Source organism: Novosphingobium sp. HNCC26DJ243, from assembly GCF_057180545.1.
In genome coordinates this window covers 122442-141998 of record NZ_JBXUGN010000005.1, presented here as the reverse complement: position 1 = coordinate 141998, position 19557 = coordinate 122442, and the positions used below count along the sequence as shown (strand labels likewise).

Annotated in this window: 17 protein-coding genes; 6 read left to right on the top strand and 11 right to left on the bottom strand. The window is 63.6% G+C overall.

The genetic code is table 11. From position 1 onward, the window contains the following. The first annotated feature begins 15 nt into the window (after window positions 1–15). Window positions 16–927, top strand: coding sequence for a helix-turn-helix domain-containing protein (locus AC2A04_RS14755; RefSeq protein WP_484213121.1), 912 nt, complete (start codon window positions 16–18; stop codon window positions 925–927). Here the strand turns inward: AC2A04_RS14755 and AC2A04_RS14750 are convergent. The 3 genes from AC2A04_RS14750 to AC2A04_RS14740 form a co-directional block, all read right to left on the bottom strand. Next, on the bottom strand, window positions 924–1463 hold the full coding sequence (locus AC2A04_RS14750) for a pseudouridine synthase (RefSeq protein ID WP_484213120.1): 540 nt from the start codon (window positions 1461–1463) through the stop codon (window positions 924–926). The genes AC2A04_RS14755 and AC2A04_RS14750 overlap by 4 nt on opposite strands. Before the next feature lie 33 nt (window positions 1464–1496). After that, the gene (locus tag AC2A04_RS14745) at window positions 1497–4193 is read right to left on the bottom strand and encodes a hypothetical protein (protein ID WP_484213119.1); all 2697 of its coding nucleotides are present in this window, start codon (window positions 4191–4193) and stop codon (window positions 1497–1499) included. An 80-nt stretch (window positions 4194–4273) separates the two neighbouring features. Further along, complete coding sequence (locus tag AC2A04_RS14740) at window positions 4274–5230, bottom strand: hypothetical protein (RefSeq protein WP_484213118.1); 957 nt, start codon at window positions 5228–5230, stop codon at window positions 4274–4276. Between the two features lie 585 nt (window positions 5231–5815). Here AC2A04_RS14740 and AC2A04_RS14735 point away from each other — a divergent pair. From AC2A04_RS14735 to AC2A04_RS14720, 4 genes are read left to right on the top strand one after another with little or no spacing between them, the layout of a single operon-like run. Then, complete coding sequence (locus tag AC2A04_RS14735) at window positions 5816–6949, top strand: cobalamin-independent methionine synthase II family protein (protein WP_484213117.1); 1134 nt, start codon at window positions 5816–5818, stop codon at window positions 6947–6949. Next, a complete protein-coding gene (locus AC2A04_RS14730; RefSeq protein ID WP_484213116.1) occupies window positions 6946–7338 on the top strand; it encodes a nuclear transport factor 2 family protein in 393 nt (130 codons plus the stop codon). Before AC2A04_RS14735 ends, AC2A04_RS14730 begins: the two co-directional genes overlap by 4 nt. After that, complete coding sequence (locus tag AC2A04_RS14725; protein ID WP_484213115.1) at window positions 7335–8084, top strand: IclR family transcriptional regulator; 750 nt, start codon at window positions 7335–7337, stop codon at window positions 8082–8084. Before AC2A04_RS14730 ends, AC2A04_RS14725 begins: the two co-directional genes overlap by 4 nt. Next, window positions 8081–9082: a nucleoside hydrolase gene (locus AC2A04_RS14720; RefSeq protein ID WP_484213114.1), complete on the top strand. Its 1002-nt coding sequence runs from the start codon at window positions 8081–8083 to the stop codon at window positions 9080–9082. Before AC2A04_RS14725 ends, AC2A04_RS14720 begins: the two co-directional genes overlap by 4 nt. 36 nt (window positions 9083–9118) lie before the next feature. On the opposite strand, the gene AC2A04_RS14715 is transcribed toward AC2A04_RS14720, so the two are convergent. The 8 genes from AC2A04_RS14715 to AC2A04_RS14680 all read right to left on the bottom strand — a co-directional run bounded on the left by AC2A04_RS14715 (window position 9119) and on the right by AC2A04_RS14680 (window position 18284). Then, window positions 9119–9958 (bottom strand): beta-etherase, encoded by an 840-nt coding sequence (locus AC2A04_RS14715; RefSeq protein ID WP_484213113.1) that lies wholly within the window; start codon window positions 9956–9958, stop codon window positions 9119–9121. A 173-nt stretch (window positions 9959–10131) separates the two neighbouring features. Beyond that, window positions 10132–11520 (bottom strand): syringate O-demethylase, encoded by a 1389-nt coding sequence (desA, locus tag AC2A04_RS14710; protein WP_484213112.1) that lies wholly within the window; start codon window positions 11518–11520, stop codon window positions 10132–10134. Window positions 11521–11683: 163 nt separating this feature from the next. After that, on the bottom strand, window positions 11684–11941 hold the full coding sequence (locus tag AC2A04_RS14705; protein ID WP_484213111.1) for an ATP synthase F1 subunit epsilon: 258 nt from the start codon (window positions 11939–11941) through the stop codon (window positions 11684–11686). Window positions 11942–11988: 47 nt separating this feature from the next. Next, window positions 11989–13434: a F0F1 ATP synthase subunit beta gene (gene atpD, locus AC2A04_RS14700; protein ID WP_484213110.1), complete on the bottom strand. Its 1446-nt coding sequence runs from the start codon at window positions 13432–13434 to the stop codon at window positions 11989–11991. A gap of 28 nt (window positions 13435–13462) precedes the next feature. Then, window positions 13463–14335: a F0F1 ATP synthase subunit gamma gene (locus AC2A04_RS14695; protein ID WP_484213109.1), complete on the bottom strand. Its 873-nt coding sequence runs from the start codon at window positions 14333–14335 to the stop codon at window positions 13463–13465. A gap of 60 nt (window positions 14336–14395) precedes the next feature. Beyond that, on the bottom strand, window positions 14396–15925 hold the full coding sequence (gene atpA / locus AC2A04_RS14690) for a F0F1 ATP synthase subunit alpha (RefSeq protein WP_484213108.1): 1530 nt from the start codon (window positions 15923–15925) through the stop codon (window positions 14396–14398). A 28-nt stretch (window positions 15926–15953) separates the two neighbouring features. Continuing rightward, window positions 15954–16508 carry a F0F1 ATP synthase subunit delta gene (locus tag AC2A04_RS14685; protein WP_484213107.1) on the bottom strand — a complete coding sequence of 185 codons (555 nt, stop codon included), beginning with the start codon at window positions 16506–16508 and terminating at the stop codon, window positions 15954–15956. A 150-nt stretch (window positions 16509–16658) separates the two neighbouring features. Further along, window positions 16659–18284 (bottom strand): S1 family peptidase, encoded by a 1626-nt coding sequence (locus tag AC2A04_RS14680; RefSeq protein WP_484213106.1) that lies wholly within the window; start codon window positions 18282–18284, stop codon window positions 16659–16661. Between the two features lie 227 nt (window positions 18285–18511). On the opposite strand from AC2A04_RS14680, the gene ada reads away from it, so the two are divergent. Then, a complete protein-coding gene (gene ada, locus AC2A04_RS14675; protein ID WP_484213105.1) occupies window positions 18512–19537 on the top strand; it encodes a bifunctional DNA-binding transcriptional regulator/O6-methylguanine-DNA methyltransferase Ada in 1026 nt (341 codons plus the stop codon). Window positions 19538–19557: the final 20 nt, after the last annotated feature.

Here is a 19557-nt window from a genome sequence, read left to right as displayed (position 1 = left end):
ATCCGGGCAACTGCCATGCAGATTGACACGACGACGGTCTTGGCGGAATGCAGCCATGGGACAAACTACTGGCACTATCAGGACATGCAACCGGCCATCCCCACTTATGCGCTCTATGGCGAGGGGGCCGCGCCTGCTCCCGGCGGCTTTGCGCATATCGAAACGATTGCTGAGCGCAGCGCCTTGCACGATTGGGAAATCGGCGTGCACCGTCACGACCATTTCGTGCAAGTGCTGCTGGTAGAGGAGGGACACGCAGAGGTCCTGCTCGATGGTGCGCGCGAGGGGCTCGAAGGCCCGGGGCGAGTGATCGTACCCGCCGCCGCCGTCCACGGCTTCCGCTTCCGCCAGGGCACGCGCGGATTTGTTCTCACCTTGTCGACAGACTTTTCCACAAGGGCCACCGGTCCTGCCGACGCGCTGCTGACCGCCCTGGCACGCGGCGGCCTTGCGCCCCTTTCGCCCGAGGCCGCCACCCGTGCCTGCTGGCTCGCGCGCGAAATGCTGGTGCTGCAACAGCAATGGCAGGAGCGCGATCCGTTGTTCCTCGCGCTGGCCGAAGCCCTGATCCGCACGCTGGCGCGCGAGGCAGCGCCCGCCGACCCCGACGCCCGCGCCGACCGCCGCCTCGATCGCTTCCGCCAGCTGGTCGAACTGCACTATCGCCAGCATCGCAGCCTCGATTTCTACGCAGGCGCGCTCGGCATGACCCGGCGCACGCTCACCCGGCTCACCACCGCGCAGCTCGCCTGCACCCCGCTCGAGGTCATCCACCGCCGCCTCGCGCTCGAAGCCCATCGCCTGCTGCGATATACCAACGCTACCGCCGCACAGGTCGCCACCGAACTCGGCTTCGAAGACCCCTCCTACTTCTCGCGCTTCTATCACCGCATGACCGGCCGCAGACCGGCAGGGGATCGTGCCTAAACCTCGCGCCACTCCCCCTGCGCCAGACCGTCCAGCGTCCACTCGCCGATCCGCCAGCGCACCAGCCGCAGCGTGGGGTGGCCGACGGCTGCGGTCATGCGACGCACCTGCCGGTTGCGGCCCTCGCGGATGGTCAGGCTGATCCAGCAATCGGGCACGGTCTTGCGGAAGCGCACCGGTGGGTCGCGCGGCCATAGTGCGGGATCGTCGATGCGTTCGACGTCGGCGGGCAGCGTCATGCCATCCTTCAACCGGACACCCCGGCGCAACGCGTTCAGCGCGGCATCGTCGGGCTCGCCTTCCACCTGCACCAGATAGGTCTTGGCCATCTTGAAGCGCGGATCGGCAATCCGCGCCTGCAGCCGGCCGTCGTCGGTCAGCAGCAGCAGTCCCTCGCTGTCGGTGTCGAGCCGTCCGGCAGGGTAAACTCCCGGAACCTTGACGAAGTCAGCCAGCGTCGGACGCGGTGGGCCCTCGCGCTCATCGGTGAACTGGCAGAGCACCCCGTATGGCTTGTTGAAAACGATCAGCGTCATCGCCCCGGCCTTTGCGCTGCCAGCGCTCGCCTGTCAAAAGACCTTGCGCAATTCCACCGTCACGGTCCGCCCGATGGGATCGCGATAGGCCGGCTGAAAGCCCAGCGGCAAATCGCCACTTTGCGCCGAAACGCGCTGTCGGGTGTTGCCGATGTTGTCGACCGCAAGTGACATGCGCGCCCCTTTCCAGAAGCGCGTCTTCGGGAAAAGGGATCCCATGTCGGCAATCGCGCGGAGATCGAATGTGCCGATCGCATGGAAAGTCAAAGTGTTCGGCGCCCCTTGCGATCCATAGGCAAGCCGGCTCTGCCCCCGCCGACTTGCGCTCAACCGAAAGCCGCTCGCGCCCCGCATGAGCGAAAGGTTGGCATTGGTGAGGTGTCTTTGCTGCCCCCCGCCCAGACCGACCGCACCGCCCGAAAGCAGATCGACCTCGCCAAGGCCTGCCCGGATCAGCGCGGAACTCTCAAGCACGAACGTGTGGGCTGCATTCACCTGCAATGTCAGCCGCGGGCCGTAGGCTTTTGGCTTGCCGGACGCGTCGAGCGGCATCGCCTCGAGCGGTATGGCAAAGCTCGTGCCCAGCCGTAACTGGCGGGAGCGAAGACGGTCGAAATTGACTGTCCGGTTGTCCACCAGCGTCAGCCGCCCACTGGCATCACGCACGAAGCGATCGGGAAAGGCCTGGACCACCGCTGGCGTGGGCAATGGCAGTGCACCGAACTGGTTGCGCGTGTCCGAGATCGAATAATCGGCATTCAACTGCAGCTTGTAGCGCGACCAGGGCGAGGCGGAGGCCGATAGCGTGCGCAACCGCTGGGTTTCGTTGCGCAACTCGCCGCCACCGCCGTAAATCGTCGTGACGGTCACGGTCTCGCCGCGCAGCGGGTCGAAGTAAGGGACATTCTGGGCAATCGTGCCAGGCGCTGCGATCAGTTCGAGCGGGATCGCCCGGCCATCGCGATTGTCAGTCAAGTTGAACCGCAACCAGGGCAGGGGGCGCCAGTTGAGCGCGATGGCATATTCGTCGACCCTGCCAAAGCGCCCGAAGTCCTGCCGCGCGATATCTCCCGAAAGATCGATGTCGCCCAGCACGCCAAGGAAATTCGCCGACTTGCTGGTCAGCGGCACCGTTATCCCGCCGCGAAGGCTCCATTCGTTGCGTTCGATCCGTGCCGTGTGGTCCTGCTGGTCTGTCGTGTCGAGCGTCGATCCGCCCATTGCGCCACCGCCGCGCGCCTGGATCGACCCGGCAGGCAGCGCGAAAAGCGGACCTTGCAGATCGAGCCGCAGTTCCCGTGCGGTAGTGCGGTTGCGCGTATTGCGCAGCGTCAGCGGGATCATCGCCGCCAGCGTTCCGCCAAAGGGGTTGGCCGCAGGATCAATCGTTATGAACCCGCCCGTGACTTGCCCCGCAATGCTGCTTCCCGAAACCCGCTCGCGTTCCTCATACCGACCGGACAGCGTGCCCTGCCACGATCCGCGCGAAGCGATCAGCGATGTCGTCACAGACCGGCTTTCCGATCGCGTGTCGTAGCGCAATGGGCGTGCGGCATCGCTCAGAGCGATCACCACGGGCGTTGAGAACGGGCTGGCAGGGTGGCTTGCAGGAAGCAGGAAGCGCGCCGTCGGCAGGCCATTGAGGCTCGATCCGGTGGTCTGGCTGATCCGCGCGTTGAAGGAGAGCGATAGCCACGGCGCCAGGGTCTTGTTGCCCGAAAGGCTGGCCTCGATCGGCTGCGACGCCCCGCGCAGCGTGCGGAATTCCCCGATGCGACTTGCGTTGACCTGGTTCGCGAAAGGAACAAGGCTCGTCAGCGTCGGCTGGCCGCCGCCAGTGGGCAAGGCGACAGTCGAGACAGTCGCACCGGCCAGCACCGACAGTTTCGGATCGATCTCGCTGCCACGAAACGCGATCAAGTTGCCCTGTGGCGCAAAGGGTATGGCTGAATCCGGGCGAACGAGATTTCGGTCGCTTTCGAACAGGTTATCTGATCGCGATGCCTTGATCGAAAGATTGATGCGGTCGCGCTTGCGGATATAGGTCAGCTGCGCCTCGCCCCGGTCAAGATGCCACGCGCCTTCGGTAGCCATTTCGCGGCTTCCGGTCACGGTAAGAGACTTGACCGACGGCTTCAGGACAATGTTGTAAACACGCTGCGTCGATCCGCCACCCACGCGCGTGGCCGATCCTCGCGGCAGCGCCTCGATCTTGCGCACCGCTTCCACCGGATAGTCGGAGATGTCCCCGATGTCGCTGACCGGCTGGCCGTTTACCAGAACGGCGGGTTGGTCGTCGCCGTTTTCGTTCTGGATCTGGTCAACCAGTTGTCCGACCGTACTGGCGCCGTAGGACGCGATCCGGTCCTCCTCGTACGTCTGTTCGGGTTCCACATCCGACAGTTGCGAAATGATCACCCGATCGCCCACCACCACGATCTGCCGGTCGAACAGCGGAACCGGCAGATCGAGGCCGGGTCGGTAGGGTTGCGCCGATTCGCCTCGTGTTGCGCCATCGCCGCTTCCCGATGTGGCCTCGGCACTTCCTTCGGTGCCTACGCTGGCTGAATGGGCCGTGCTGGAAAGACAGGACAGCAGAAGGGCCGAAATCGAAGTTCCAGACTTTATTGCCCCTAGACACTGGAGCCGCGGCGTTGACCAGGCCGCGCGCGTGCCTGCCGCACGGCGCGCGACCCGCTCACGGCGAACGATATGTCGAGTGATAGCCATTCAGAATCGTACAAAGGAGCAAGGCTCCACCGGCAGTTGCCGATGGAGCCGAAAGTGCACTTTATCCAACGTCAGAGCGCTCAGGCGCCAGGAACCGAAATATATGTCCCGTTCGAGGTCTGCGAGCCGCCACCCCACGGCGCGGTGTTGAAGTAGGCCGTCGTGCACAAGCTGCCCGTGTATCCGTTCTGGTTGGTCCAGGTGCCAGGCAGCTTCCGAGGCGAAATGCAGATCACGACCTTTTCGGCGAGCCAGTTGCCGACTTCGGTCCATGGGCCGCCAAGAACTTCGTGGCCTGCTACGCCATATTCGGTGTTGGTTTCGTCGATCGTATGCGACGAGGTGAGTTCGGGCGCGGCGGCAGGATCGTTGTCGATCCACTGCTCGTCCTGCGGTTCCACGGCGTCAGCCGTCTTGATGAACAGGCACTGGGCGTGATCTTCGCCCCAGAACGGCTTGGTTGCACCACTTTCTGTAAAGCCTTCGCAGGCACGGGTAACCGCCTCGATGTTGCCGTTCGCTTCCGGATCGCGAATGTAATAGCCCTGTACCGGCGAACCTTCGACCGGCGGGACATAAGTTTCGCTGTAACGCGTGTATTCGCAGTTGTAGCTCACCGTTGTCGTGGTCGAATAATCGGCGGTAAAATCATATTCGCTGGCGGGCCAGTTCTTGTTCTTGGCAACCTTGTCGCCAAACATGTTGACGCTGCCGCCGGTGCGGAACGGCTTTCCTTCGATCGTGAAACCCGAATACGTCGGCGTGCCGGTGCCGAAACGGGTGCCCGGCGTTTCAACGCGGTTGCTTTCGACCGGGGCGCCATCGAGCTGGCCTGTTTCGACGACTTCGACGCTCAGCGACGGGCGGCCATCATGCAGCGGTGCGGTAAGCTTCGACGCGAGGTCTGCCTCGCAGGTGCCGGCCATCGCGGTTGCAGTGTCGGCCGATAGAGTAATTGCCATGGCAGGCGCAATCGCGATCGGGCTCAACGAGGAGGCGCACAGCGCGGCACTCACAAGGATCTTAACGGTCTTCATCTGAAACTCCCCCGTGTTTCTCGAAGGGCTGCGTCGGATGTGCAGCCCTGAAAGCCGAGTTGCTGCGGGCGACTCGCCAATTCATCGAGTGATTGATGATTAATAATTGTTTAATCTTCTTATGGGGAGTCATTAATAGGATATGGTCCATTGTGGGACTAAAACGCGATCCCAGATTAATATTCATGCTTTAACAAAAGTTCGTGTCAAATTATTTCTTTGGTAAAGGACCATGCTGTTTTTGTTCTTTAATTTCGCCTCCTCGGCATAGTGCGGTAAACCGCTCAATCGTGCTAGGTTCATGCCCTGTCAGGAGCGAGCGCAGCAAAGCGCTTTCCTACATCACCAACCAGCGTCACCATGCGCGCCATGCCCGGCCGGCTCTCTCGACCCCGACGCATGAGCGAGAGCTTTGGCCGACCTTGTTGGAAAGGTGGAAAGGGCCCCCTGCGTCTCTGGACAGTGTAAACCGGTGTAAACCTCTCGCAGTGTCGCTGCGGGGAAAATCCAGCAAATCCGCTTGTTTCCTCCCTCAAGTACGCTATGAAATTTTCACGGATATGAACTGTGGGAGAGGCTGAAATCATGGCGAAGATCAAGACCACGCACGTTGGCAGCCTGCCTCGCGGCGATGAACTCACCCCGCTCCTGCTCGCCCGCGACAAGGGCGAAGCATACGATGCCGCCGAATTCGATGCGAAAGTCTCGGCAGCGGTGGACGAAGCTGTCCGCCACCAGGTCGAAGCCGGGGTTTCGGTGGTTTCGGACGGTGAACTCGGCAAGGTCGGCTACTCGACTTACATGATCGAGCGCCTGTCCGGCTTTGGCGGCCATATCGACCGCAAGCCGGCGGCTGATCTCGCCGAAGTGCCGAACCTTGCCAGGAAGCTTTCAGCGATCATGGGCAGCCAGGAATTCGTCCGCGCCTCGTGCATCGGCCCGGTCCGCAAGGTCACGCTCCAGCCCCTGCATGACGATATCCGCCGCTTCCGCTCTGCGCTCGACAAGCACGCCGGGCCCGGGACGGAAGCCTTCATGAACGCCGCTTCGCCCGGCCTGATCACCGCCTTTCAGGTCAACCGCCACTACCCGAGCCACGAGGCCTATCTCGCCGACCTCGCCGACGCGATGCGCGAGGAGTACGAGACGATCGTCGATGCGGGCTTCTACCTGCAGCTCGATTGCCCCGATCTCGCGATGAGCCGCCATACAGGCTATCAGGACGCGACCGAGGAGGAATTCCTCAAGATCGCGGCGGCCAACGTCGAGGCGCTGAATGCGGCGACCGCCAACATTCCGCCCGAGAAGATGCGCATGCACATCTGCTGGGGCAATTACGAAGGCCCCCACGATCACGACATTCCGCTCGAGCGCGTCGTCGATATCGTGATCGGCGCGCGTCCCGCGACGATCCTGTTCGAGGGTGCCAATCCGCGTCACGAACACGAATGGACCGTGTGGCGCGATGCCAAGCTGCCCGATCACAAGATCCTTGCGCCGGGCTTGATCGACACCTGTTCGAATTACATCGAACATCCCGAACTGATCGCCCAGCGCATCGAACGCTTCGCCTCGTTCGTCGGCGCCGATCGCGTCGTCGCCAGCACGGACTGCGGCTTCGGTACGTTCGCGGGCTACGGCAAGCTCGATCCGATAGTGACCTGGCGCAAGCTCAAGTCCTTGCGCGAAGGTGCCGACATCGCGGGCGCCCGCCTGTGAGCCCGGAGGACCGGCGCGCTGCCGAACATGACTGCGCGCGCCTGATCGCGCTCTACGCCAACCTCAACGACGAGGCGCGGTGGGACGAGGTCGCCGCGCTCTATGCCGAGGACGGCGTGATGTATCGCCCGACCTCGCCCGACGCAGGCGTTGAAGGGCGCGAGGCTATCCTTGCGGCATTCAAGGCCCGCCCACCACGCACCACACGGCACGTGTGCTCAAATGTGGTGATAGACGTCGAGGGCCCCGCCACCGCGCGCGGGACGAGTGCGATGCTGTTGTTCACGGGCGAAGGCGCGCCGTTGGTCGGTTCCTTCCACGATCGCTTCTGCCTGACTGCGGAGGGCTGGCGCTTTGCCGAGCGGCGCGGGAGCCTGCTGTTCAAGTGAACGCGCCGGCCGCCTCAAACCCGGTCAAGTCCGCGATGCGCACGCTCGACGTGATCGAGTATGTCGTTGCGAACCGGCAGGGGGCCGTGGCGCAGGAAATCGCGGGCGCGCTGGCAATCCCGGTCAGCAGCCTGTCCTACCTGCTCGCCACGCTTGTAGAGCGCGGTTACCTCGCGCGGGAAGGACGGCGTTACTTGCCGGGGCCCGGGCTGCAGCGCCTGCGCGCGCCCGATGCGGCACTGACGCTTGAAGATCGCGTAGCCCCGCTGGTGCGCGCGCTGCGTAGCGAGTTGAACGAGACCTCTTCCTTCATGGTCCGGCGCGATTGGGAGGTCGAGGCGATCGTCACAGAGGCGAGCGACCAGGCCTTGCGATACGCGGTCGATCCGGGCACGCGCCGCCCGCTCCATGCGCTCGCTGCCGGAAAGCTGCTGCTGGCGTGGATGCCGCCCGAGGAACAGGCGCGCTATTTCGCGCAGGTCCAGCGTGAGGCGCTGACCCCTTATACGCACACCAGCGAAGCCGACCTGCGCGCGGACTTTACGCGCATCTGCGTGGAAGGCTTCAGCGTCGCGCGGGAAGAGGCGACCGTGGGCATCTGCGGGACTGCCGTGCCGGTATGGATCGGCGGATCGCTCGCGGGTGCTTTCAGCGTGGCAGTGCCCGCCGTCCGGTTTGATGCTGCCAGCGAGGCGCGCATCAAATCCTTGCTCCTGCGCACCGCCGCTGCCATCAAAAGCGAATGATCATGAACCGCCGGGAAGTTCTCTCATTTGCCGCGGCCGGTACTGCCGCATTGGCCCTTCCGTTGCCAGCCCTGGCCAAGCCGGACGCGCGCCGCTTCCGGGTTATCGTTGACAACGACTTGTCGGGCGATCCGGACGGCCTGTTCCAGTTGGCCCACCACTTGCGCTGCACCTCGGTCGAAATCCGCGCGATCATCGGATCGCACATGCACGAGAACGAACCGTGGGGAGGGCCGGGCGATCAGGCTGAAGCCTCGGCTGAGCGTGCGAACGAACTGCTTGGCAGGCTCGGTATCGCCGGCAAGGTGCCGGTCGTCGCCGGAGCTCCCAAGGCTCTTGCCGGCATGGCGCTGCCGGCCCGGTCCAAGGCGACGGACGCGATCATCGCAGAGGCGATGCGCGACGACTCCCGGCCGCTGTTCTATTGCGCCGGCGCGGGGCTGACCGATCTTGCAACGGCGCTGCTGATCGCCCCGGAAATCGCGAAGAAAATGACGCTCGTCTGGATCGGCGGGCAAGAATATCCGGGCCTCGGGATCCCCGTCCCCGGCGCAACCCCTGCCGAATACAACCTGACGATCGACCGGATCGCGGCGCAGGTCGTGTTCAACCGGTCGGACATCGCAATCTGGCAGGTGCCGCGAAACACCTACCGGCGAATGCTGTTCGGTGCGGGCGAGCTGGTCGAGATGAAGTCGCGCGGCGGCATCAGCGCGTGGCTGGTGGGCGAAGTCGAAAAGGTGTGGGAGATGGTCGGCAAGTACGGACTGCCGGCCGGTGAGACGTATGTGCTGGGCGACAGCCCGCTTGTCACCCTCACCGCGCTGCAATCTACCTTCGAGCCCGATCCCGCCTCGAGCGACTACGTTGTGCGGCCATGCCCGATCATCGGCGACGATGGGCTTTATCGCCGCAACGCCAAAGGCCGCCCCATCCGCGTCTATACGACGATCGACACGCGGCTGACCTTCGGCGACATGCTGGCCAAGCTCAGGTAAGCGCGGGCCGGATTGCTCCGGCCCCGATCGCCTGTCTTACTTCTTCATGCCTTCGGTAATACGCTGGGTTTCGGCGCGGGTCGAATCCGGGCCGGTGTTGCGCTTGTAAATGCCGCCTTGGCCGGCCGCGCGGTTGAACAGGTCGGGATCGCCTTCGCGCTGCTCGAGGCCGAACAGCGGGAAGAGGCCAGGATGACGGCCAAGGCCGCCGTAGAGATCGAGGCAGCGCTCGATCCAGTCACGCAGCGGATCGTCGTTGGCAAGGACCGGGGTCTTGCAGACCGAAGCGGTGAACAGGATTCCGCCCATGATGCGGAAGTCGGCATAGTTCGGTGTCGATCCGCCGAGCCACTGATGCTGACCGAGCGCGGCGCGCAGCGGTTCGAGCGCGGCCGAAATCTTGGGCAGGCGTTCTTCGCGGCCAGCCTGAACCTCTTCCAGCTTGCGACCGAGCATCTTCTCGCGGCTGTGGGTGACGTATTCGTGATCCTGCGGAAGCGAGAGGTCGCGATAGTCCTGGCAGAAGCAGAACATCCATGGGCCAACCGCGGCGTTCCAGAACCAGTGGTCCAAAGCTTTCAGCGTCGCAGCGACGCTTTCGTGCGGGATGAGGGTAGGGCGATCAGGATATTTGGTGTCGAGGTATTCGACGATGCCCCAGCTATCGAGCACGAATTCGCCATCGTCGACGATCGCGGGCAGACGTTCGGTCTTGCCTCCGGTGCGTTCAAGAATGCCGGTGAAGCCACCGGGGACGACGTCGAGCTCGAAGCCCTTGTGCTTTAGCGCGTACTTGGTCGCCCAGACGAACGGGCTGATCGTCGCACCGGTGCTGAGCGCCAGGTCGTAGAAGGTGATGGTGTTGTTCTGGGCCATGACATCCTCGTTATCGTTGATCGGCAGTGTGCCAGAATTTGTTAGTAACACAAACAAATTGTGAACGTGGGCGGGCCTTGCCGAAGGCCGCGCATGTCTCCTTTGAAAGCAAAGAGCGCCGGGCCCGTCGGGTTGGGACCGGCGCTCTCGCTGTCAGGCAGATGCCCGCAAGCTTACTTGCGCGTGCGCCAGCCCTCGGCATAGTTGTCGCGCGCGGCGGTAACGTAAGGCACGGCTGAGACTGTGGCCTTGATTTCGGTCTGGACGTGCGGTTCTACGGTAGGCTTGGAAGTTCCACCGTTGGGTTCGCCCCAGAGCAGGCTGACCTCGGTACCCGGCGTTTCGAAGCCCGGTTCCATCATGGCGAGCGTGAGGAACTTGCCTTCGTTGGCGGTGTAGCCGATCCAGGTGGACAGGCCGACCATCTTCCCGTCCGCCAGCACCTGATCGAACGGGTGCATCGAATAAACCGCGCTCGGGTATTCCATGAACTTTGCGCGATCGCCGGTGCTGAGTGCGGAGGACTGGACGCGCATGACGTCCTCGTTGTCGAGCGCGAGCGTGACCTTGGTCCGGTGCTTGCCCTCTGCCGCCATCTTCTCGAGCGCGGCGCGGCCGATGAAGTCGTGGTCGAACTTCACGAATGGACCGTACCCGAGATCCCAAGGCGTAGTGTAGTAGCCCTCGATGGTTTCGGGCACGTAGCTGCCGCCGACTGAGCATTTGGCTTCGTAGGAGTTGGCGGTCAGCCATGCGCGGTAAGGGGCGAGCGCTTCCCCTGTGTAGATCGCGGGGAAGGGCGAGGGGATCCAGCCCGATTCCAGCGTGTTCGACGAGTAGGCACGACCACCGACGAGCGCCATCTGGAACTCCTTGCCAGCATCGACCAGTGCGGCGTGGACTGCACCATAGTCTTCCCATGGCCCCATCAGTTCGAAGCCCGGCTGCCCGGCCATGCCATGGCGTAGCGCGCGGACTTCCTTGCCGCCGATGGTCATGCGGGTCATGTGGAAGAACTTGAGTTCGGGTGGAGTCTTGCCGGTGGCCTTCTCGATGATCTTCATCGCATTCGGGCCTTGGATCTGGAAGCGATAGGAGTTGCGCTTGCCATCGGTGCGCATCGCCCAGCGCTCGTCACGTTCGACGGTGACGTTCCAGTTGCCGCTGGCGGCGTGGAATTCGACCCACTCGATCGTCGGTGCGCGACCGACGAGGTTGAAGTGGTTCTCGTCCAGATAGAACAGGATAACGTCGCCGATCACGTAGCCATCGGGCGTGACGGGCACGAACTGCTTGGCGCGATCGGGCTGGAAGTTCTTGAAGCTGTTGATGCCGAGGTGTTCAAGCATCTTGAAGGCGTCCGGGCCCCTAACCGCGAGATCGACCATGTGGTACGACTGGTTGTAGAGCACGGCGGTGTGGCCCCAGGCCCACTGTTCTGCACGCCAGTTCGAAAATTCGGACGGCACGCCCGGGTAAACGTTCGGTCCAACCTGCTGGTTGCGGACGAAGTTTACGAGGTCACCGGCGTTCTGGATGACCTGTTCGAGGGTTTGGGACATTGATCGACTCTCCCGATGCTAATTCTGGCTGTTGTCACCTTATTGCCAGAAATTCGTGAGCGTGAAAAGTTCGCAATGATGAAATCAATAAAAAAGTATGCGAGACATACGAAAAAGGCCGACCCTCGCGGGCCGGCCCTTCCGTTGGGCGGTTTGAAGACTATCAGCCTTCGACGTGTTCGGCCAGAACGGTCAGGCCGTTTACGCCGACTTCGGCGAAGCCGCCCTGGACCTTGATCTCTTCGGGGGCAGCACCTGCCGACTTGTAAACCTTGATCGAGCCATCCTTGACCGTCGACATGAACGGTGCGTGGCCTTCCAGCACGCCGAATTCACCGTCGGTGCCGGGAACGACGACCATGTGGACCTCTTCCGAACGGACGAGTCGGGCCGGGGTGACGAGTTCGAAGTGAAGGGACATGTCTTGCCTTTCAGTCTCCCCGGGCGGGCCCGGGGAGCTAGGTCAAATCAGGCGTCGGCAGCCAGCTTCTTGGCCTTTTCGACCGCTTCGTCGATGCCGCCGACCATGTAGAACGCGGCTTCGGGAAGGTGGTCGTATTCGCCATCGACCACAGCCTTGAACGAACGCACGGTGTCTTCGACCTGGACGAACTTGCCCGAGATGCCGGTGAACACTTCTGCGACGTGGAACGGCTGCGACAGGAAGCGCTGGATCTTGCGGGCGCGGGCGACGGTGAGCTTATCTTCTTCCGAAAGCTCGTCCATGCCCAGGATCGCGATGATGTCCTGCAGCGACTTGTACTTCTGCAGCGTTTCCTGAACGCGGCGGGCGGTCTGGTAGTGCTCTTCACCGACAACGGCGGGCGTAAGCACGCGCGAAGTGGAGTCGAGCGGATCGACCGCCGGGTAGATTCCGAGTTCAGAAATCGCGCGGTTCAGCGTGGTCGTTGCGTCAAGGTGAGCGAACGAGGCGGCTGGCGCAGGGTCGGTAAGGTCGTCGGCGGGAACGTAGATGGCCTGAACCGAGGTGATCGAACCCTTGGTGGTCGAGGTGATGCGTTCCTGCAGCGCGCCCATGTCGGTGGCGAGCGTCGGCTGGTAACCCACGGCCGAAGGAATACGGCCGAGCAGAGCCGACACTTCCGAACCCGCCTGGGTGAAGCGGAAGATGTTGTCGACGAAGAACAGCACGTCCTGGCCTTCCTGGTCGCGGAAGTATTCTGCCATGGTCAGACCCGACAGAGCAACGCGCGCGCGCGCACCCGGAGGCTCGTTCATCTGGCCGAACACCAGCGCAACCTTCGACCCATCCGGGGTCGGGTTGCCGTCGGCGTCCTTGGCGATAACGCCCGCGTCGAGGAATTCATGGTAGAGGTCGTTACCTTCGCGGGTGCGTTCACCCACGCCTGCGAAGACCGACACGCCGCCGTGGCCCTTGGCGATGTTGTTGATCAGTTCCTGGATGAGAACCGTCTTGCCCACGCCTGCGCCGCCGAACAGCCCGATCTTGCCGCCACGGGCATAGGGGGCGAGAAGGTCGATGACCTTGATGCCGGTCACGAGGATCGCGGCCTCGGTCGACTGGTCGATGAATTCAGGAGCCTTGGCGTGGATCGGGGCGGTCTGTTCCGCGCCGACCGGGCCACGCTCGTCGATCGGTTCGCCGATCACGTTCATGATGCGGCCGAGCGTCTTGGGGCCGACCGGCACCGAGATCTGCGCGCCGGTATCGCGCACCGACTGTCCGCGGGTCAAACCGTCGGTCGAGTCCATTGCGATGGTGCGGACGGTGTTTTCACCGAGGTGCTGCGCGACTTCGAGCACGAGGCGGTTGCCGTTGTTGTCGGTTTCGAGCGCCGAGAGAATGGCGGGCAGTTCGCCGTCAAAGGTCACGTCGACGACGGCGCCGATGACCTGGCTGATCTTGCCGGTGGAGGTGAGCACGGTGGCCATGGTTGTTTCCTTGCCTTCTATGTCGTCGTCAGAGCGCTTCGGCGCCGGCGATGATTTCGATGAGTTCGGTGGTGATCGCGGCCTGGCGGCTGCGGTTGTACTGGATCGTCAGCTTGTTGATCAGCTCGCCCGCGTTGCGCGTTGCGTTGTCCATGGCGGTCATCGACGCGCCCTGTTCCGACGCTTCACGCTCGAGAAGGGCACCGAAGACCTGCGTCGTGACGTAGCGCGGCAGCAGTTCTTCGAGGATTTCCTCCTCGCTCGGTTCGTACTCGACCACCGAGCCGGTCTCGGTCTTGGTGGCAGGAGCGGGAACCGGGATCAGCTGCGTGGTGACCGGGTCCTGCGAGAGCGCGGACTTGAACTTCGGCGCGATCAGATGCGCAACATCGAACTTGCCGGCTTCGAACAGCGCGATCAGTTCGTGCGCGATGGCGCTGGCTTCGTCGAAGCCGGGCGTGCGCACAAGGCTGGTGTCGAAGTTCTTCGCGATCGCGTTGGGATAGTCACGCTTGATCGGCGCGCGGCCCTTCTTGCCCACGAGGTAGAAAGTCACGGTCTTGCCAGCGGCCTCAAGCGCGCGGGCCTGAAGCTTGGCTTCCTTGACGATGTTGGAGTTGAGACCGCCGCACAGGCCCTTGTCGGTGTTGACGACGACGAGGAGGTGACGCTTGTCCGAGCCGGTGCCGCGCATCAGCAGCGGGCCGTTATCCTGGCCCGCAACCTTGGCGGCAAGGCTGCCCATCACTTCGGCCAGACGGCTGGCATAGGGACGCGCGGCTTCGGCCGCAGCCTGTGCCTTGCGCAGCTTTGCCGCTGCGACCATCTGCTTGGCCTTGGTGATCTTCTGGGTCGACTTGACCGAGTTGATGCGGCCCTTGAGTTCTTTAAGCGAGGCCATGACGGCTCCCTTGATCCGTCATCCCCGACCCGCAGGCCGGGGAGACGATAACTCTGAAAATCAGGCGAACTGCTTGCCGAAGGCTTCGAGCGCTTCAACGACCTTGGCCTTGGTGTCGTTACCCAGGTCCTTGGTCGTGCGGATCTCGGCCAGCAGATCGGCCTTCTGCGTGCGCAGGTAGCTGAGGAGCTCGGCCTCGTATTCGCCAACGCGGTTTACCGGGATGCTGTCGAGGTAACCGTTGGTGCCAGCAAAGATCACCACGGTCTGCTCTTCGAAGCCGAGCGGCGAGAACTGGGGCTGCTTGAGCAGCTCGGTCAGGCGCGAACCACGGTTCAGAAGCTTCTGGGTCGAAGCGTCGAGGTCCGAACCGAACTGGGCGAAGGCCGCCATTTCGCGGTACTGCGCCAGTTCCAGTTTGATCGAGCCGGCAACCTTCTTCATCGCCTTGGTCTGTGCGGCCGAACCGACGCGCGAAACCGAGAGGCCGACATTGATGGCCGGACGGATGCCCTGGTAGAAGAGGCCGGTTTCGAGGAAGATCTGGCCGTCGGTGATCGAGATCACGTTGGTCGGGATGTAGGCCGAAACGTCGCCTGCCTGGGTTTCGATGATCGGCAGAGCCGTCAGCGAACCACCGCCGAGCGAATCGTTCATCTTCGCAGCGCGCTCGAGCAGGCGGCTGTGGAGGTAGAACACGTCGCCGGGATAAGCTTCGCGGCCCGGAGGACGGCGCAGCAGGAGCGACATCTGGCGATAGGCCACAGCCTGCTTGGAAAGGTCGTCATAGACGATGACGGCGTGCATGCCGTTGTCGCGGAAGAATTCGCCCATGGTCACGCCGGTGTAGGGCGCGAGGTACTGGAGCGGAGCGGGTTCCGAAGCGGTGGCAGCCACGACGATGGAGTATTCCATCGCGCCGTTCTCTTCGAGCTGGCGCACGATCTGCGCAACGGTCGAGCGCTTCTGGCCGATGGCGACGTAGATGCAGTAAAGCTTCTTGCCTTCATCGTCGCCCGAGTTCGGACCCTTCTGGTTGATGAAAGTGTCGATCGCGACGGCGGTCTTGCCGGTCTGACGGTCACCGATGATCAGCTCGCGTTGGCCACGGCCGACGGGGACGAGAGCGTCGATTGCCTTGAGGCCGGTCTGGACAGGCTCGGAAACCGACTGGCGCGGAATGATGCCCGGAGCCTTGACTTCAACGCGCTTGCGCTCGGTGTACGCGATCGGGCCCTTGCCATCGATCGGGTTGCCGAGGCCATCGACCACGCGACCGAGCAGTCCCTTGCCGACGGGAACGTCGACGATGGTGCCGGTACGCTTGACGACATCGCCTTCCTTGATCTCGGCGTCCGAGCCGAAGATCACGACGCCGACGTTGTCGGCTTCGAGGTTGAGGGCCATGCCCTTAACGCCGTTCGAGAATTCGACCATTTCACCGGCCTGGACCTGGTCCAGACCGTGGATGCGGGCGATGCCGTCGCCGACCGACAGCACGCTGCCCACTTCCGAGACCTGGGCCTCGGTGCCGAAGCTGGCGATCTGGTCCTTGATGACCTTCGAGATTTCAGCGGCGCGGATTTCCATTTTCAGCCTTTCGTAGAGCCTTGAGGCTTCAAGCCTTCATCGCCTGGGCGAGGGAATTGAGACGGGTGCGGATCGAACTGTCGATCATCTGGCTGCCGATTTTCACGACAAGGCCGCCGAGAATCTCGGGATCGACGTTGGTCTTGAGCTTGATGTCCTTGCCTTCACGCGCCTTGAGCTTTTCAGTCAGGGCGGAGATCTGGGCATCGTCGAGCGGGTGGGCGCTGGTCACTTCGGCAGTCGCTTCGCCGCGATGGGCAGCAGCAATCTGGGCGAAAGCGCGGATCACGTCGGGCAGGGCCGAGAGACGGCGGTTGCCGGCGAGAACGCCGAGGAAGTTCTTGGCCAGAGGCGAAAGACCGAGCAGGCCGGCAACCCCGTCGATCGCGCCGGCGGCGGCCTTGCGGCTCACTTCCGGGTTGTGGATCAGCGCGGTGAGATCGCTCGATTCGCGCAGGGCGGCGCCCAGCGTCTCGAGATCGCCTTCGACAGCGGCAACGAAGCCCTGTTCATTCGCCAGTTCGAACAACGCCGAAGCGTAACGCCCTGACAAGCTGGCCGTAATGCCGCCGGAAATCTCCACGCGTCGAAGTTCCTTCATCCAAGGATAAGCCGGTGCGTTCCATTGCCGGGAGATGAACACCCGGTGGTCCGCAGACGGGGCGCGCCTAGCAACGTCGGGCCCATATGACAAGATGCGTCTTGGCTTCTTGTGCATAGGTATGAAGGTGACTTAGCGCTTTGGACGAGTTCGTCTCCTTCGTGTGACTGTGTCGCCGTAAGGTGTAGCCAAATTTTCTGCATTCTGCGTTGAGGACGCGGGCTGGCAATTATAGCGCAGGCGCTCATTCGGCTCGGGCGGGAGCAGCGCCTTGATCGCCTGCTGGTTTTCGCCAAAGCGCCTTGCGGCTTCGAGACCTGCACCGCAGGCAGGCGCTTCGAGCTTTGCCCGCGCCGCGCGGGCCTCGGTCATCGCGCCGAGATCGATGAGGAATCGCTCTACCGTATAGGTGCGCGTGGCCGGATCGTAGGAATTGCGCGAGATCGCTTCCTCGGAATTGGGCACGAGAATGCGCGACCAGCCATCGGCGGCGAAGCCGTATTGCGATTTGCCGTTGACGCAGCCGTCCTCGCTCCAGTCGAGCGGGACATCGGTGATGTCGGATACGGTGACGCGGCTGCGTTCCGGATCGAGCACGCAGATCATCCTGCCCGCGGCCTTGGGCGTCGCCGAGGCGACGTCGCCGCCGGTGGGCGAAGGCAAAGGCTGTTCGAGTGATTCGCGCGCGCGCTGGTCGATCAGCGTGAGCGATGGCCGCAGGAACCAGACCGCGATGGCAGCGACAAGCAAGGCCATCGCCGCAAAGACATGCTTGCGCTGGAACCGCCCGCGCCGCTTCGAGGCTTCGACCATGCCCCATCCGCCAGCACCGAGCGCTGCGACAAGCAGGAGCGCCGCGAGCGCCAGTCCGTTGTCGCGCTCCGATAGAATAGCGAGTTCCGCATCGCGCCGCGCCTTGTCCATCGCGCGCTGCCTTTCCTCGGCCTCGGCCGCCTTGCGCGCCAGATCGCCCGCAGCGCGTTCGGCCTCGGCACGGTCGAGATCGGCGATGGAGCGGCAGGGCAGACCGCTGGTGTGCGCCTCGACATTTGCCTTGCGCAGGAACGCGGCGAGTTCGCGCATCGAGATTGCGAAGTAGAATGCCGAATCGGTATTGTTATCGCTGACCGTACCGAACGAGTTGATGCCCAGCACGCGGCCGCAGGCATCGAGCAAGGGGCCGCCCGAGTTGCCGGCGCCGATGGGAGCGGTGTGCAGCAGCGTGTCGAACGAGCGCGACGAGCGCCCGCCCGACAAATAGCCGCGAGTCTTTACCGGGGCCTGGGGGGAAACGAGGTCTGCCATCGAGAGGCCCTGGGCGAGGTCGACATTGCCGGGATAGCCGACAGCATAGACCTCTGCGCCATCGGCGGGTGCGCCGGGGAACAGCGTGATCGGAGTGAGCGTGCCGCCGCCTTCGATGCGCAGCAGCGCAAGATCGTTGGCCGGGGAATAGGCAATCAGCCGTGCCGGGAAGCCGTTCCCGCCCTCGGCAGGCACGACGCCCGCAATCAGCGTGTCGTCGTTGCGCAGTTCCTCGACGACGTGGGCATTGGTCACGATCAGGTTCGAGGTAATCGCAAAGCCGCTGCCATGCGTAATCAGATTCGCCCGGTCGCCGTCGCTTTCGACGATGACGACGCGCACGACCGAACGGCCTGCAGCGGAGATGTCGGCGGGGTCTGCCCATGCGGCGGGCGCAGCAAGGCCCATTAAAAGCAACGCGAGAAAGGCAATTATCTGTTTGGCGACGCGCATGGCTGCGCTTCTTGCGCTGTTTCGCTTTGATCGCAAGGTGCGGGACGCGTGGCTCGCGCGCCCGGACCATAGCTGTCCACGACAAAGCGACAGTTCGAGAAGGAGCAGAAGCGATGACAGCGGCATTGGGGACAGCGGCATTGGGGACAGTGACATTGGAGACAGGGCCCCTTGCTGGAACCGACAATCGGGCTAACGATGCAGGGCATGGGCCGGAGACCGCCAGCATGATCCCTGATGAAGAGGCCTGGGCTGCGGTGCTCGCCCGCGACCGCGCATTCGACGGGCGCTTCGTGACAGGCGTGCTCAGCACCGGGATTTACTGCCGGCCTTCGTGCGCGGCGCGCCATCCGCGGCGCGAGAACGTCCGCTTCTTCGGCGACGGAGCCGCTGCGCGTGCTGCGGGGCTGCGACCTTGTCTGCGTTGCTTTCCCGACGATGTCTCGCGCGATGAGCGCGCGGTGCTGAGCGCGATCGAGGCGATCAAGACGGCGGAACAGGTGTTGGCGCTGGGCGATCTTGCGGCGCGGTGCGGTTATTCGCCTGCGCACTTCCAGCGCGTGTTTGCCCGGCATACCGGCCTTTCGCCCGCTGCCTATGCCCGCGCCCTGCGGCAAGAGCGCATGGGCGAAGCGTTGACTGAAACGGGGAGCGTCACGAATGCCATTTATGATGCAGGGTTTTCCGGCCCCTCGCGGTTCTATGCGGCCGCAGGGGGGCGGCTTGGCATGACGCCTTCGGCATGGGCGCAGGGCGGGCGCGGGGTCCTGATCCGCTGGTCAGTGGTGCCGACCTCGCTCGGGCCGATGCTCGTTGCTGCGACCGACAAGGGCATATGTCGCCTGTCCTTCAACGAAGGCGTGGAAGCGCTCGCTGCGCGCTTTCCCAAGGCGGAGCTGGTGCAGGGCGGCGATGGGTTCGAGGCGCTGCTGGCGCAGGTCGTGGCTGCGGTGGAAGTGCCGGGAGACCATTCGCACATCCCGCTCGATGTGAAGGGGACGGCGTTCCAGGAAGCGGTGTGGCAGGCGCTACGGCGCATTCCCCGGGGCGAGACGCGCTCCTACGCGCAGATCGCGGCCGAAGTGGGCAAGCCCGGAGCTGTGCGCGCGACCGGATCTGCCAATGGCGCGAACAACGTGGCGGTGCTGATCCCGTGCCATCGCGTGGTGCGGACCGACGGATCGCTGGGCGGCTATGCCTATGGGCTTGAGATCAAGCAGCGTTTGCTGGACAAGGAGCGCAAAGGGGCCTGACCCCGGTGGAGGGAGAGCGA